14 protein-coding genes are annotated in these 14,818 nt (G+C 35.1%); 11 read left to right on the top strand and 3 right to left on the bottom strand.

Features of this window, described 5'->3' with window-relative positions:
* Positions 1 to 141: 141 nt before the first annotated feature.
* The 8 genes from HVS_RS14050 to alr all read left to right on the top strand — a co-directional run bounded on the left by HVS_RS14050 (position 142) and on the right by alr (position 8,927).
* Positions 142 to 1,035: a decaprenyl-phosphate phosphoribosyltransferase gene (locus HVS_RS14050; RefSeq protein WP_101303344.1), complete on the top strand. Its 894-nt coding sequence runs from the start codon at positions 142 to 144 to the stop codon at positions 1,033 to 1,035.
* A 286-nt stretch (positions 1,036 to 1,321) separates the two neighbouring features.
* Positions 1,322 to 1,903: an acyltransferase gene (locus HVS_RS14045; RefSeq protein ID WP_101303342.1), complete on the top strand. Its 582-nt coding sequence runs from the start codon at positions 1,322 to 1,324 to the stop codon at positions 1,901 to 1,903.
* A 79-nt stretch (positions 1,904 to 1,982) separates the two neighbouring features.
* Positions 1,983 to 3,083 (top strand): glycosyltransferase family 4 protein, encoded by a 1,101-nt coding sequence (locus HVS_RS14040; RefSeq protein ID WP_101303340.1) that lies wholly within the window; start codon positions 1,983 to 1,985, stop codon positions 3,081 to 3,083.
* Between the two features lie 16 nt (positions 3,084 to 3,099).
* A complete protein-coding gene (locus HVS_RS14035; protein WP_101303338.1) occupies positions 3,100 to 3,597 on the top strand; it encodes a DUF4330 domain-containing protein in 498 nt (165 codons plus the stop codon).
* 5 nt (positions 3,598 to 3,602) lie between these two features.
* Complete coding sequence (locus tag HVS_RS14030; protein WP_101303336.1) at positions 3,603 to 5,189, top strand: O-antigen ligase family protein; 1,587 nt, start codon at positions 3,603 to 3,605, stop codon at positions 5,187 to 5,189.
* 162 nt (positions 5,190 to 5,351) lie between these two features.
* Positions 5,352 to 5,993, top strand: a complete 642-nt coding sequence (locus HVS_RS14025; protein WP_101303334.1) for a coiled-coil domain-containing protein — start codon at positions 5,352 to 5,354, stop codon at positions 5,991 to 5,993.
* An 82-nt stretch (positions 5,994 to 6,075) separates the two neighbouring features.
* Positions 6,076 to 7,626: an NAD(P)H-hydrate dehydratase gene (locus tag HVS_RS14020; RefSeq protein ID WP_101303332.1), complete on the top strand. Its 1,551-nt coding sequence runs from the start codon at positions 6,076 to 6,078 to the stop codon at positions 7,624 to 7,626.
* Positions 7,627 to 7,757: 131 nt separating this feature from the next.
* Positions 7,758 to 8,927, top strand: a complete 1,170-nt coding sequence (gene alr, locus HVS_RS14015) for an alanine racemase (RefSeq protein WP_101303330.1) — start codon at positions 7,758 to 7,760, stop codon at positions 8,925 to 8,927.
* A 138-nt stretch (positions 8,928 to 9,065) separates the two neighbouring features.
* Here alr and HVS_RS14010 read toward each other — a convergent pair whose 3' ends face one another.
* On the bottom strand, positions 9,066 to 9,518 hold the full coding sequence (locus tag HVS_RS14010; RefSeq protein ID WP_101303328.1) for a hypothetical protein: 453 nt from the start codon (positions 9,516 to 9,518) through the stop codon (positions 9,066 to 9,068).
* A 634-nt stretch (positions 9,519 to 10,152) separates the two neighbouring features.
* Here HVS_RS14010 and HVS_RS14005 point away from each other — a divergent pair.
* From HVS_RS14005 to HVS_RS13995, 3 genes are read left to right on the top strand one after another with little or no spacing between them, the layout of a single operon-like run.
* Positions 10,153 to 10,431, top strand: coding sequence for a CopG family ribbon-helix-helix protein (locus HVS_RS14005; RefSeq protein WP_101303326.1), 279 nt, complete (start codon positions 10,153 to 10,155; stop codon positions 10,429 to 10,431).
* The gene (locus HVS_RS14000; RefSeq protein ID WP_101303324.1) at positions 10,431 to 10,781 is read left to right on the top strand and encodes a type II toxin-antitoxin system PemK/MazF family toxin; all 351 of its coding nucleotides are present in this window, start codon (positions 10,431 to 10,433) and stop codon (positions 10,779 to 10,781) included. Before HVS_RS14005 ends, HVS_RS14000 begins: the two co-directional genes overlap by 1 nt.
* A gap of 36 nt (positions 10,782 to 10,817) precedes the next feature.
* Positions 10,818 to 11,375 carry a hypothetical protein gene (locus HVS_RS13995; RefSeq protein ID WP_101303322.1) on the top strand — a complete coding sequence of 186 codons (558 nt, stop codon included), beginning with the start codon at positions 10,818 to 10,820 and terminating at the stop codon, positions 11,373 to 11,375.
* A gap of 140 nt (positions 11,376 to 11,515) precedes the next feature.
* Here the strand turns inward: HVS_RS13995 and HVS_RS13990 are convergent, their stop codons facing one another.
* Together HVS_RS13990 and csaB are read right to left on the bottom strand one after the other, a co-directional pair.
* Complete coding sequence (locus tag HVS_RS13990; RefSeq protein ID WP_101303320.1) at positions 11,516 to 12,259, bottom strand: WecB/TagA/CpsF family glycosyltransferase; 744 nt, start codon at positions 12,257 to 12,259, stop codon at positions 11,516 to 11,518.
* 50 nt (positions 12,260 to 12,309) lie between these two features.
* Positions 12,310 to 14,541 carry a polysaccharide pyruvyl transferase CsaB gene (gene csaB, locus HVS_RS13985; protein ID WP_101303318.1) on the bottom strand — a complete coding sequence of 744 codons (2,232 nt, stop codon included), beginning with the start codon at positions 14,539 to 14,541 and terminating at the stop codon, positions 12,310 to 12,312.
* Between the last annotated feature and the right edge of the window lie 277 nt (positions 14,542 to 14,818).

The following is a 14,818-nucleotide window of genomic DNA, read 5'->3' as shown; positions in this document are numbered from 1 at the left end:
GAGCCACAATTAATACTTTATGCTAACTTACGACAACCTTTGCACTTACTTTTGCCACTTATTCCGTACTGGAAATGGCAAAAATCAAGTGATATAATAAGACATTGAAATTAAGATTAAAATACTTTAGGGAGTGTAGAAATGATTAAATCTCAAAAGATAAGTTTTTTTGCAAAACTTAAAGGTTTTCTTGAGCTTGCAAGGCCAAAGCAGTGGATAAAAAATCTGTTTGTTTTTGCAGCATTGGTTTTTGCAGGTCATGCTTTTGATGAAGATTATTTGCAAAAAACAACTCTGGCGTTTTTGCTTTTTTGTCTGATTTCTGCATGTGTCTATATTTTAAATGATATTGTTGATGTAAATAAAGACAGGGCTCATCCTAAAAAGAGGACAAGACCTATTGCATCAGGGATTATAACCCCAAAGGAAGCTGTAGTTTTTCTCATAATACTGCTGCCTTTTTCTCTGGCTGCTTCTTTTAAAGTTGATTTCTTTCTGGGAATTGTAATACTTGTGTATTTTTTAAATAATTTGCTTTATTCATTGGTTGTTAAACACTGGGTTATACTGGATGTAATGTCTATAGCTTTAGGTTTTTTACTAAGGGTAATTGGAGGAGCTTTGGTAATAAAGGTATATATTTCACCCTGGATATTGCTGTGTACCCTTTTGTTGTCCTTATTTTTGGGATTTAGCAAAAGAAGAAATGAGCTTACGGTTTTACAGGAAGATGCGGATTCACACAGGAAAATACTAAAGGAGTATTCTTTGGAGTTTATTGACAATATGCTGTCCATAGTAACCGCCTCCACTGTAATGGCATATTCCCTGTATACTTTTTCATCCAATTCAGAAAATTACTACATGATGGCTACCATACCCTTTGTGCTGTATGGGATTTTCAGGTACCAGTATATAATATATCAAAAGCAGGAAGGGGGAAGTCCGGAAGAGACAGTGCTGTCCGATGTCCCTCTTATGATAAATATACTTTTGTGGGTAGTTACAAGTATAATTATACTGTATTTCATTTAAATTACTCTTTTATGCATATTGCATCCTGATAGGTTTGTTCTCCTTTTTGTAGACTATATAAATTTTGTAACAAATGAAAGAACTATGCTTTTTAGTTTATCATGAGATATAATTATTAACAAGCTTACCGCTTATTTATTAAAGAAAATTTAATATACAAGGTTTATAATATATTTTATAAAAGACAAAAATCATTAATGTATATGGAATTTAAGCTGATTTTATGGGATAATAGCCTAAGGAAAAACATTATAAAATACTAAAGGCGGGTTTTCAGGAGGAGTATATGAAAAAAATAAGCTACTATATATGTCTTATTTTATATTATTTTATAGCCAGGCACCTTCCCGGCTCTGACATGCCCTATAGTCTTGGTGCCAAAAGAATCAGGCGTTTTTTATGCAAAAGAATATTTAAAAAGGCAGGTAAGAATATTAATATAGAGCATGGGGCATTTTTTGCGTCAGGAAGGGATATTGAAATTGGGGATAATTCAGGACTGGGACTTAATTGCAGAATTACCGGACCTTTAAAAATAGGAAGTTATGTAATGATGGGGCCGGATGTTATGATATTTACCCAAAACCACAGAAATGACAGGCTTGACATACCCATGATGCTTCAAACAGACCCTAAAAAACCCGTTGTAATAGGGGATGATGTATGGATTGCCGCAAGGGCTATTATTTTGCCCGGGGTGACAATCGGAAAGGGTGCCATTATAGGGGCAGGAGCGGTGGTTACCAAGGATGTTCCTGAATATGCAGTGGTGGGTGGAAATCCTGCAAGAGTTATAAGGTATAGAAATCAGGAAAGAAAAAATGAAAGCAAAGAAAATAAAAATGTTAAAGAGAAAAATAAGGATTAGTTTAAATACAAATAATGTTGTATAATGCAAGTAGATATTTATATGAATAAAAATTTGGAGACCTTAGGGAGGTGAAAAGGTGATAAAGGTTTTATATTTACTAAACCATGCAGGCAAGGCGGGGACAGAGAGATATGTTCAAACCCTTATTGAGAAGCTTAATAATAAAAAGATAAAAGCATATTTTGCGTACAATGAATACGGGCTTTTGGTTGAAAGGCTTGAAGCTTTAGGAGTTGAGACCTTCAGGATAGAGATGAAAAATCCTTTTGACCTAAAGGCTGTAAGAGAGCTTTCAAAGCTTTGCAAAAAGCTTGATATAGATTTAATTCACACCCAGTTTTTAAGGGAAAATTATATATCCCTTTTATCTAGGATTTTAAACAGAAAGGTAAAAGTGATGTACACCAACCATTTTGTCATGAAAAACGGTCCTGTTTTAAAAATTACAAACAGGCTTTTAACAAGTTTAGAATCCAACATTATAGCCGTTTGCAACAGGGGAAAGGATGTCATGATATCAAATGGTATAAGGGGCAAAAAGATTCATGTAATATTTAACGGTGTGGATGTGGAGTATTGGGGTACACCTGTAGAATCCACTATAAGAAAAGAACTTGGAATAGATGATGACACATTTGTATTCTTGTGTGGTTCGAGGTTTGCCCACGACAAGGGACATAAATTTTTGATAAATGCAGTTCACCGGCTTAAAAAAATGACGGGAAGGAAGTTTAAGTGCATTCTTTCCAATGACGGCCCCCTGCTTGAAGAGTGCAAAAAACAAGTGGCGGATTTGGGGCTTGGTGATGATATTATATTTACCGGATTTAGGGAGGATATAAAAAACCTTATTTACGGCAGCGACCTTTACGTAAATGCATCAGAGCACGAGGCTCTAAGCTTTGCCATAATAGAAGTGCTGGCATGTGGTATTCCTGTTATTGCCACTAATGTGGCAGGAAACGGGGATATAATAAATGAAGAGACCAACTGTGGCATACTTGTGGAGTATAATGATGAAGAAGGGCTGGCACAGGCTATAAATAAGCTTATGGAAGATGGCAAATTGAGAAATGAGTTTGGGAAAAATGCGCTAAAAGCGGTGAAAGAAAAATTTAATCTTGATAAGGTGGCAAATGAAACATATAATTTATACAAAGAAAGTTTAAAAAATTGACAAGAGGTGTAGAGGTATGATCATTGATAGCAAAGGGAAATTATTTGGGAAAATAAGCATAATAGATATTTTGATCCTGGCAGTTATAATTGCAGGAACAGCAGGTGTATGGCATATGTTTTTCAGATCCTCAGGAGGTGCTGTCATTGGAAGGACACCGGATACAATAGTGATTAAGTTTTATGGTGAAGAAGCACCTGATTATGCAGTTGATGCAGTACAAATAGGGGATCTGGCAAGGGATTTTGACAGGGGAACGTCTTTTGGAAATGTTACAGACATAGTTACAGGTGAGTCTGTAACATATGTAAAAACTGCAGATGGGAAAGTGGTGCAATCTTCCACCCCCAATTATTCCTCCTTTTACTTTACCGTTGAGGGGACGGGTACATTAAATGATGTTGGCACCGTTACTATTGGCGGTTATGAGTATGCAGTGGGAAGAACACTTACATTGAGATTCGGAAAAGCAGTGGTGCAGGGCAGGATTTACAGCATAGACAAGAAGGAGTGATCCTTATGTGTGATAGTGTTTTTGTAAAAATTATGTTTTTCATAATAAACAGGATTGACTCCTCTTATGAAAACAGTTTTTTTAAAAAAATTCTAGATTTTATTATAAATGCATTTAAAAAATTGAATTTATTTTACGAAAACAGCATCAGCGGACGTGCCATGAAAAAGATGACTGAGCTTTTATATAACAGTGCCATATTAGGGTTTTTCTTCAGGAAGGGAAGATTGGCCAAGTGGTATGAGGAAAGCCTGGTTTTTACTGCAATAAATGCAGCTGTGAACTTTCCCTCAAGACTTTTAAAAAAAGTATATTTAAAATTTGAAGATGTTTTTTTAGAAAGCAAAATCATAACCCTTGTGAGAAATATTCTCTCTAAAATGGAGATAATAGCAGGACTTTTTATGGTACTTATGCTGATTGTACCTCATGCTAAGTGGAATAACAGGTATAATTTGATTATAGCTCTTATTCTTATGGCACTGGTTTTTATTAATACAATTATCCAGAGAAACTGGGTGTTTAACGTAAAGGCAATGGATTTTACTTTGGTGATTTTTGCAATTACCGTTGTCTTTTCATGCATAGTCACCTTTTTTGAAAGTGTGAATTTTTTGGCTTTTTACATCACCTGTTTTATGCTTGTATTGTCAATGGTGAGTTTTTTAAGAACTGAAAATGCATTAAAAACATTTATTGAAATAATGCTGGCAGGAGTATTTATAGCAGGTTGTTATGGAATGTGGCAGGTAGTGACTGATGCGGTGGCATTTGACCCTTCCCTGACATCTATAGAGCAAAGCGAGGGGCTTCCGGGGAGGATATATGCCACAATGGCAAATCCCAATAATTATTCACAGGTACTTATAATGACTCTTCCTTTTTTTGCAGCAGTTATATTTAATTCTAAATCTTTTTTTAAAAAATGTGTTTATTTGATAATGGCACTTCCACCTTTGGTGTCACTGTTTTATACAGGCTCCAGATCCGGGTGGATAGGACTTGCAGTTTCAATTATAGTATTTACCTTTTTTGCACAAAAAAGACTTATTCCTTTTGTAATAGCAGGGGGCATTTTGATGATACCATTTCTGCCAAGCCATGTGTATTACAGGATACTGACTATTTTTAATACCGAAGGGGATACCTCTTCCCAGTACAGGGTGGAAATACTCCAGACAGTTTTCCCTATGCTAAAGGACCATGCAGTATGGGGTACAGGTCTTGGAACTAATGTATTTATGAGGGTGGTAAATACTTACCATCAGTATACAAAGGCTACACCACTGCACACCCATGTGCTGTACCTGCAAATATGGATTGAAATGGGTATTGTTGCGTTGCTGAGCTTTTTGTGGTTTATTTACAGGACAATAAAAAACGCCGTTATTTGTCTGGCAGATTCCACAAAGGAGATGAAAAATATTTTAATTGCCGGTGTGTCAGCATTATCAGGAGTATTGGTTATTGCACTTGTAGAATATATCTGGTACTATCCTAGGGTCATGGTGATTTTTTGGGTAATTACAGGTATTCTTCTTGCAGGTATATCCATTGTATTTAATAAAAACCGCAAGCTTTCAGAAAGTTAGGTGTTTACAATATGCTTTAACAAAAAAATACTATAACAAAAAAAGCCCATAATAAAAAAAGACTTTAACAAAAACATGCAGATTAGCCGATATTAAATTAGCCGGTATTAATGTATGCCGGTTAAAAAAAATTTACTTTTATAAAATGCGGGGTAAATTTGCATGTTTAACGCTTTTAAAAAATCAAACAGAAGATCGGCAAAAAAGAAGATAAAGTTTGATAAAAAGATATTGAGAAAAAACAATATCTCAATACTTGTATTGGATGAGAGATGGAATTCCCTTTTTAAAAATATTGAAAAGACAGAAAGAATAATTAAATTAGAAAGGGAACTTATTGAGCTTTTGAAAGAAGAAGTAAGGCTTAATTCCGAGTACAAGGATATTAGCGCCCAAAAAAGCAAATGTCTTAAAAGAATAATGGAACTTACTCCGAAAGTCTTTGAAGAAAATGATGAAAAAGCAAGAATGGAAATGGAAGAGTGTGAAAAAAACATAAAAGAAATAAATAAGAGGTTTAAAGAAATAGAAAAAGAACTTGAAACCATTCCTGACAGGATAAAAGATAAAAATTTAGAGCTTTTAGAAAGTGTAGTATTTACAGTGTATTTTAAAATCCGTGAAAATCAAAGAAGGATTAAGGAATTAGAAAAACATATTGAAGAGGCAAGAAAAAATTTAGAAAAGTATATTGATGAAAAGGGAAAACTTGCAGAAGATTATACTGACATTTACACATATTTTCATGATTTAATTGGAAAAGAGGAACTTGAAAAGCTGGACAGGGAATATTTTGGGGATTAATCAGCTTATTAGGAACTAACTACCGGGAGCTAACCGGCTTGATTTAGCAACTTCAAAGGGCAAATCTTAGGAGGGGAGAGTAATGATAGCAGTAACACCTGCTCAAATGGCGGGGATAGATAATTTTGCAATAACCGAAATGGGTATACCCGGTATGGTGCTTATGGAAAATGCAGCTCTTAGCGTGGTAAAAGAAATAGAAAAAGATATTGACTGCATTGAAGGGAAAAGAATATGTTTATTGGCGGGAAAGGGCAATAATGGAGGGGATGCTTTTGCAATTGCAAGGCATCTTTATAATAAGGGGGCAAAGGTTTTAGTATTTTTGCTGGCAAAAAAAACAGAAATAAAGGGAGATGCAAAGACCAATCTTGATATACTGGGTAAAATGGGTATAGAGGTAATTGAAATTTTAGATATAAGAGATTTAAATGACGCCAAAAAATATATCAGCCATTCCCACCTTATTGTTGACGGCATTTTTGGCACTGGGATAAAAGGGAATATTCCCTATTTGATTTCACAAACCATTAATTTTATAAATGAAAAAGATATTCCCGTAATATCTGTAGACATTCCTTCCGGTATAAACGGAGAAACAGGGGAAATATTGGGAACATGCATAAAGGCATATAAGACAGTTACTTTTGGATATGCAAAAGTAGGGCTTTTTGTACATCCGGCTGCTCAGTATACCGGGGAAACAGTTGTAGCGGATATAGGAATACCTAAAAATGTTGTAGATAAATTTGATATAAAAAATTACATTATAGATGATGAAACGGTAAGAAAGATAATTCCAAAAAGATATTCTGACAGCAATAAGGGGAGCTATGGCAAATTGCTTTTATTAACCGGTTCAAGGGGAATGACGGGTGCAGGGTGCCTGGCAGGAAAAGCAGCCTTAAGGTCCGGTCTTGGACTTTTGTACCTGGGAGTTCCGGCATCTCTTACAAATGTTTATGATTCCATTTTAATTGAGTCTGTAACCCTTCCTTTAGAGGATGATGATACAGGATATATTACAAAAGGCTGTATTGAAAGTCTTAAAGAATATATGGCCGGTGTTGATGTAATTGCTTTAGGTCCCGGACTTTCCACCAAAGGGGATGTGGGAGATGTTGTTTTTAGCATTGTTGAAAATTCCAAAGTTCCTTTGGTAATTGATGCAGACGGGATAAATGTTATATCTAAAAATATAGAGGTGCTAAAAAAATCCAATGTGCCTGTGGTTTTAACCCCTCATCCCGGGGAAATGGCAAGGCTTCTTGGCACAAGCCCTGAGGAAGTGCAAAAAAACAGGATTAATGTGGCAAGGGATTTTTCAAGGAAGTGGAATGTAATTACCGTTTTAAAGGGTTCAAGAACCATTGTGGCACTTCCAGATGGCAGTATATATATAAATACAACAGGAAATTCTGGAATGGCAACAGGGGGGACAGGGGATGTTTTAACCGGTATGATAGCAAGCTTTATATGTCAAGGCGCAAAGGTACATGAAGGTGCCATATTAGGCGTATATTTCCACGGATTATGTGGGGATAATATTGCTAAAACAAAAGGGGAATACGGTATTATTGCAGGGGATTTAGTTGAGGAGATTCCTTATGTCATAAAGAGCAGGCTTATGTAGAAAAAATAATGGTATACAAAAAACATAAGCAGTAGTCCTATATATAAAATGATTTAAACGACAGCTTTTAATATGAACATTAAATAAAAGTATCACAATACTTTTAGCTGTGTAACAAGGCAGGGAGAAAAATGGAATACAAATTTAACAGGGCGTGGGCAGAGGTAAACCTTGATAATATTGCCCACAATGTACGGGAAATAAGAAAAATAGTTGATAAAAAAACTGAAATACTAGGGGTTGTAAAGGCTGATGCCTATGGTCACGGGGTAATGGAAGTGGCAAAGGTTCTTCTAGAGAACGGGGTTAGCCGTTTAGCGGTTTCCATGCTTGATGAAGCAATACAGCTTAGGAAAAACGGAATTGAGGTGCCGATTCTGGTATTAAGCTACACAGACCCCGGCAGGGCGGAAGAAATAATTGAAAATGATGTAACCCAGACGGTATTCAGTCACGATTTGGCGGAGAGCTTGTCTCAAGCTGCCCAAAGACTTAGAAAGAATATAAAGATTCATATAAAGATTGATACAGGTATGACAAGAGTGGGGTTTATGCCTGGCTACAGTGCTGTTAAAAATGTTATTTCAATAAGTAAGCTTCCCCGCATAATTGTAGAGGGGCTGTTTACGCATTTTGCTTCAGCAGATGAAAAGGATAAAACGTATACAAATATGCAGTTTGAAAGATTTACCACCATAATAAATGAACTGAACAGGGTAGGAGTGTATATCCCTGTAAAGCATGTGTGCAACAGCGCAGGAATAATTGAATTTCCCCATATGCATCTTAACATGGTAAGGCCGGGAATTGCTTTATACGGCTTATACCCGTCTTCAGATGTGGACAGGGAAAAAATAAATTTGAAACCTGCCATGACGTTAAAAGCCAACATAATACTTGTAAAAGAGGTAGAAAAAGACACTTCTGTAAGCTATGGCAGGATATTTAAAACAAACAGGGAAAGTAAAATTGCAACCATTCCCATAGGTTATGCCGACGGCTACACGAGGCTTTTGACAAACAAAGGGGAAGTGCTGGTAAACGGACAGAGGGCACCAATAGTGGGCAAAATCTGTATGGACCAGTGTATGGTGGATATAACTGATATAAAAGGAGATGTAAATGTAGGTGACGAAGTGGTTCTCTTTGGAAAGCAGGGAGAAGGAGAAATAAAAGTTGAGGAGTTGGCCCAAAGTATTGGTACAATAAATTATGAAGTGGTAAGCATTATAGGAAAAAGAATACCAAGGGTGTATTTTAAAAACGGTAAAGTACACAATGTTCTAAATTATTTAATTTAATATATTGAATTTTAAAATTTAATTTAAAAAGGATTAGCTTATAAAGAAAAGCTAATCCTTTAAGGTAGTAACTCACATAAGACGGTAAATAATATAATGCAATGGTTTATATACGGCGGTAGTTTATAAATTTACATATTATAGCAACTCATATAATTTGCAGCGTCCCCTTCTTAATAATACGATGCTTAAAACTAAAAATATAACGGACATTATCAGAATGAGTATTGAAATATTTATATTACCAAGCCAGTGGGTTATTCCATATAGTGAGCTGTAAAAAACTCTTAAAGAGAAGGAAAATAATCCGGACAATATGGCTGGGGTGCTGCCTCTGCCAAATGACAGCTTTAAAACAGAAGTAATAGCATAAATTGACCAAAAAGCTATGGAAAAAATCATTACCGGCGATTTGTGCATGGATGTAAATAATGCTGTTACCCACAATAGAATAAAAACCAGTGTAGAATAACCACCTAAACTTTTTGCAGGTTCATCAATGACAGAGTTAGGAGAATTCAATAAAGAAACAATAAATGTCAATATAAGTAAAACAAATATGGCATAGTTTCTCTTTAAAAACTTTTTCATATGCACAATCCCTCCTTTAAAAAATGTATGTTTAAAAAAATCATATTAAAATCCGGGATAATGATTGAATTGTATTCATAAGTATTCAAATTTTAAACTTTTGTAGAAATTTTGTATATACCAAAAAAGCATATTGAAAGAATAGTAATAGTAGGTTTTATTAATTGCGAACCGTATAATTTAGTACGTTTTAAGCTAAATCTTAATTATGTTAAATTATACAAAAACTCTAACAGGATATTTTAACTACCAACTTTCATATTCATTATATGGATAGGCAAATATATAGTCAACACTTTTTTAAAATTTACATATAATATTATGAGGAAAGGGAAAAAATAAAGATTTGTGCCACATTATACCAAGGGATTTGCGGGGAAATAATTTAATAAAAAGATATTTTATGAGAATAATAGTATAAAGTAAGGTAAAAAATAAAAACTAATAATGCTTCAAAACACGCTTATACAGCTATAGAAAAAATTACATAGGAAAAAATTGGGTAAGTAATTAAATTTTAATTTGACCCATGCATATGTTAAAGGATATAATGATATATATAGTGATATCTAAATACGTCATTTGAATTTTTCTTTAGATTTCAACCCAAATTAAAGAAGTGGGGGTTTTACTTTTGGCGCAAATTAAAAAAATTTTAATTAGTCTTCCCGACAATTTATTAAAAGAGGTAGACTCAATAGTAGCTATGGAAAAAACCAACAGAAGCCAGTTTGTCAGGGAGGCAATGAAGTTTTATATACGGGAAAAAAGAAGAATTGAAATGAGGGATAGAATGAAAAAGGGTTATCAGCAAATGGCCGAAATCAATTCTAAGCTGGCTGAGATGTGTTTTGAAGCAGACAATGATCAACAGCAAAAATATGAGGAAGGTCTTAGGGAGTTGGAGAAATAGTGCTAATTAAACGTGGTGACATATTTTATGCAGATTTAAGTCCGGTTGTCGGTTCTGAGCAGGGTGGAGTAAGGCCGGTATTAATCATTCAAAATGATATTGGCAACAAGTATAGTCCTACTGTTATAGCTTCAGCTATAACTTCACAAATAAACAAAGCTAAATTACCTACTCATATAGAACTTAAAGCAAAGAGTTACGGCATCCCAAAGGATTCGGTAATTTTACTGGAGCAGGTGAGAACCATTGATAAAAAAAGGTTAAGGGAAAAAGTTGGGCATCTTGATGATGAACTTATGGAGAAGGTAAATGAGGCAATTGCCATAAGCTTTGGATTGGTGGATATATAAAAAAACGGTGTAGAAAAATACAGGGGGTTACAAAAGATGAGGAATTTAAATTTCATTAAAAAAACATGGTTTTTAGTGGTATTTCTTATTTTAGGTGTTTTTGCAGTACATATTATTCAGACAGCCTATGCTGAACCAGAAGAAAATGAAAAAACCTCCAATGAAACTATACTTGTTACTCAGGACTATGTTGATGAAAAAATCAAACAACTGGCTGACGCTAATGAATTAAAAGTAAAAGAGTTAGAAGAACTGGTTGAAAAAATGAAAAAACAAATGGAAGATATGGAAAAGGAACTTGTTGAAGTTGAAAAGTATGGAAAGTTTATACCTTTAGAACTGGAAGAAGGTCAGACTTTAATTGTTGGTGAAAGTGGAGAGATTATATTAAGAGGAGGAAAAGCTAAGGCCATAGCTGGAGAAGCTGGTGGACTTTCAGATGTTACAGCAGGTTCCGGTGTAGATATTACCACCGGCCAGGATGTACCCTTAAATCACTTACTTTTGATATCAAGAGATGATGGAAGAGGTCTTAAAGTTGTAAGTTCAAAGGCATGGGTTCTTGTAAAGGGGCCATATACAATAGAAGAATAAAAAGCGTGAGGTAAATTTTAAAGAGGCTGCTGCGCTAAAGTTTAGGTGCACAGCCTCTTTTAAAAAAGCCTCTTTTAAATATATACTAAAATATATACCAAAATATATACTGTTTTAAATATAAATTATTTAGTTATACATCAGTCTTTATTATATAATTTCATTTTTTTTGCAACAACTAAAAGCATAAACTTTGGAAGGTCCATCATTCTAAAAAAACGCCTGGGGTCTTTGTAAAGGCGGTAAAGCCATTCTAAGCCGTGTTCCTGAAAGAATTTTGGCGCACGCTTCATCCTTCCTGCGATGCCGTCAAAAGATCCCCCTACTCCGATGCAAACCTTCACATTTAACTTGTCCTTGTTTTTATATATCCATTTTTCCTGCTTAGGTGCCCCTAGGGCTACAAGGAGGATGTCAGTTTTAGAAGAGTTTATCTCATCTATTATTTCTTTTTCTTCACTTTCTGAAAAATAACCGTTTCTTGCACCAACTAAATTTATATTAATATTTTTCTCCAATAACTTTTGGTATGCTTCTTGGGCAACTCCGGGTTTTCCTCCTAGGAAAAAAAACCTGACGTCTTTATTTGAAAACCTTTCAAAAAGGTTGCAAAGCAGGTCAAAACCCGCAACCCGCTCTTTTAGCACAGGCTTTAATATTTTTGACGCCAGCACCACACCGGCACCGTCGGCAACTACTAAGTTGCCACTGCACAATATTTGTTTAAACTCAGCATCCCTTTGTGCCTCCATCATTATTTCCGCATTTGGGGTAAATACACAGTGAACCTTATCCTGGTTTAAAAAACCTTCCACTATGTTTACAGCTTCCCCCATTGTAATATTATCAACGGGCACACCCAAAATATCTACTGTTGTACGCATATGTGAATAATTCCTCCTAACTACCCCTTAGCTGGTTTCTCCCTACCCGGTTAGTTTTTTTCTATAAGCTCTACGGCAATTTTGGCGTTTTCAAGAGCTTTATTCCTAAGTGTTTCAGTGGTTTCTTCCAGTTCCCTTCTTATTTCATCCCTTCTGTTCCAAACATAATCCACTATTTCAATGATTTTTTCAAATTCTAAGGAACTGACGTGGCCTGCGGAAGGCTGGTTTATATATTGCATAAAGCCTTCTACTTTTGTCTCGTATACCAGTCCAACCAAAGGAACTTTAAGGCTGGCGGCAAATATAAGGGCGTGCAGCCTCATGCCTATCAGTAATTGAGTACGGCCTATTATTCCAAGCATTTGTGCTACGCTGTATTTATTTCTTATTACGTAGCATTTATTTTTCATTTTTGCAACAATATTATCAATTATCAAAAGGTCACTGGGATAGTGCATAGGTATAAAGAGAGGCTTTGCGCCATAATTTTCACATACATAGTCTGCAACCCGGGCGATAACCGTCTGGTATTTTTCATAGTCTGACCACTTTCTTACGGAAAAGCCAATAAGCTTTTCATTTGGGTTGATATTTTCTTTCATAAATATTTCATCTATTTCCTCTTTCCCTCCTGCCTCTATGGTTACAGCAGGGTCTGCAGTTAAAAACACCTGGGGTTTTTCTATATTAAGGTTTTGAATTTCCCTGTAGGATAATTCCTCCCTAAGTGTAATAACATCCACCTGATTTACTACTGCTTTGGTCATTCTGCGGTTGTTTTTTTTGTTTAAAGGACCTATGCCGTTGGCATAAATCATTGTTTTCATGTCCATTTTTTTAGCAAGCCATATCATTCCAAGATAGTATATCAAGGAACGAGTGCTGGTGTTGTCCTGAAGTAAATTTCCTCCTCCGTTTAAAAACAATTTGGACTTTCTCATAACGCTTATTATTTTAAGGATATTAAATCTGTTTATTGAATTCACATTGTATGTTTGCCGTGTTTCTAAAGGATTTTTGGACAGCACCATTATTCTTATGTCCTCGTGATATAGTTTAAGATTATCTATTATAGCCTTTAACATTGCGTCATCCCCAATGTTTTTAAAGCCGTAGTAGCCTGAGATAATTACATCGTATTTGCATCCGGATTTTTTCTTTTCCTCTTCCCTTCTTAATATGGTTTTATATATATTAAGCTGGGTGCTGCACATATTGTGCAGGGAAAAGTAGGTGTTTGTCTTTTCATAGAGGTTGTCACCTATTTTTTTTCTCAAAAGAGGGTCATTAATTAAATTTATAAGGTGTTTTGCAAAAGTTTTATAGTCTTTTGGCTCAAAAAGAAAGCCGGTCTTTCCGTTTTCAATAAGGTCTGATATTCCTCCTACATTACTGCTGACAGTTGCTTTTTTGTAAAGGGCACCCTCTAAAATGGCATAGGGAAAGCTTTCACTTAAAGATGTAAGTACATTAATATCTATACAATTAATAAAATCCAAAGGTTCATTTACAAAACCAAGGAAAAATACATTGTTATTTAGCCCCAGTGAAGAAGCCTTTTTTTCTAAAGACTTTCTTTCTTCCCCATCCCCCCCGATTAAAAATCTCACAGAGGGGTTTTCATCAACAATAAGTCTTGCAGCCTGCAACAGAGTACCTATACCCTTTACAGGATGGAGCCTTGCCAGTATTCCAATTATTACATCATCTTTTCCAAAGTTTAAATTGTATTTTTTTAAGAATTCTTCCCTTGAGATGGTGGGAACTTTTTTGTTAAAATCAATTCCATTGTATACGGTAAATATATTCTGAGGGCTGAATCTTCTTCTGATAAGCATTTGTTTGAAATTATTTGAGACCCCTATATGGTACTCTATAAACCTTAACGATACAGTATTTATAAGGCCAAAGGAAAACATTTTTAAAATGTTTTGCAAATAGTCTAGCCTGTAGTCACTGTGGACGGTGGTAACCACAGGGATTTTTGTAATTTTTTTCACAATAACTGCAATCATATTTGCCTTTGCCCCGTGTGAATGTATTATATCATAGCCTTCATTTTTTATGATATTCAGTACTCTCCGTATATCGGTAAATATGGTTCCTGTTCTCACTACCTCTACATTTATGCCCATTGCCCGGGCATCATCTGCAAAGGCACCTTTTCTAAAACTTATTAATTTAACATCTATATATTTTCCAAGCTCATTAACAAGTGACAAGACGTGGCTTTTTGCCCCGCCGATATCACCACCGCCGATTAAATGAAGAACTTTCATAGTTATACTCCTTAGTTATAATCCTTAATATAAGCTATTTTTACATCCACCACATTATAGCATAACCAAGGCATAGCTGCAATTGAATAAGAAGGTTTTGCTGGAATAAAGGGAGCAAAATAAAAGACTATTGAAAAATGTATTATATGTTTGCTAAAATAATATATAGTGTAGAATCTTTATATCTATAGAATCTATATACATTCTTGAAATATTACTCATGTCTTGACCTGTATAATCTTGACCTGAATAAAGCTAAAAGTCAACGTAAGTCAGG

The sequence above is a fragment of the Acetivibrio saccincola genome, assembly GCF_002844395.1.
Classification (GTDB): Bacteria; Bacillota; Clostridia; order Acetivibrionales; family Acetivibrionaceae; genus Herbivorax; species Herbivorax saccincola.
This window is presented reverse-complemented; position numbering and strand designations above follow the sequence as displayed.

Coding starts and splice junctions, on each gene's coding strand:
- HVS_RS13995 (WP_101303322.1), top strand. CDS start 10,818: ATGAGGAATTTAAATTTCATTAAAAAAACATGGTTTTTAGTGGTATTT.
- alr (WP_101303330.1), top strand. CDS start 7,758: ATGGAATACAAATTTAACAGGGCGTGGGCAGAGGTAAACCTTGATAAT.
- HVS_RS14030 (WP_101303336.1), top strand. CDS start 3,603: ATGTGTGATAGTGTTTTTGTAAAAATTATGTTTTTCATAATAAACAGG.
- HVS_RS14045 (WP_101303342.1), top strand. CDS start 1,322: ATGAAAAAAATAAGCTACTATATATGTCTTATTTTATATTATTTTATA.
- HVS_RS14020 (WP_101303332.1), top strand. CDS start 6,076: ATGATAGCAGTAACACCTGCTCAAATGGCGGGGATAGATAATTTTGCA.
- HVS_RS14035 (WP_101303338.1), top strand. CDS start 3,100: ATGATCATTGATAGCAAAGGGAAATTATTTGGGAAAATAAGCATAATA.
- HVS_RS14050 (WP_101303344.1), top strand. CDS start 142: ATGATTAAATCTCAAAAGATAAGTTTTTTTGCAAAACTTAAAGGTTTT.
- csaB (WP_101303318.1), bottom strand. CDS start 14,541: ATGAAAGTTCTTCATTTAATCGGCGGTGGTGATATCGGCGGGGCAAAA.
- HVS_RS14010 (WP_101303328.1), bottom strand. CDS start 9,518: ATGAAAAAGTTTTTAAAGAGAAACTATGCCATATTTGTTTTACTTATA.
- HVS_RS14025 (WP_101303334.1), top strand. CDS start 5,352: ATGTTTAACGCTTTTAAAAAATCAAACAGAAGATCGGCAAAAAAGAAG.
- HVS_RS13990 (WP_101303320.1), bottom strand. CDS start 12,259: ATGCGTACAACAGTAGATATTTTGGGTGTGCCCGTTGATAATATTACA.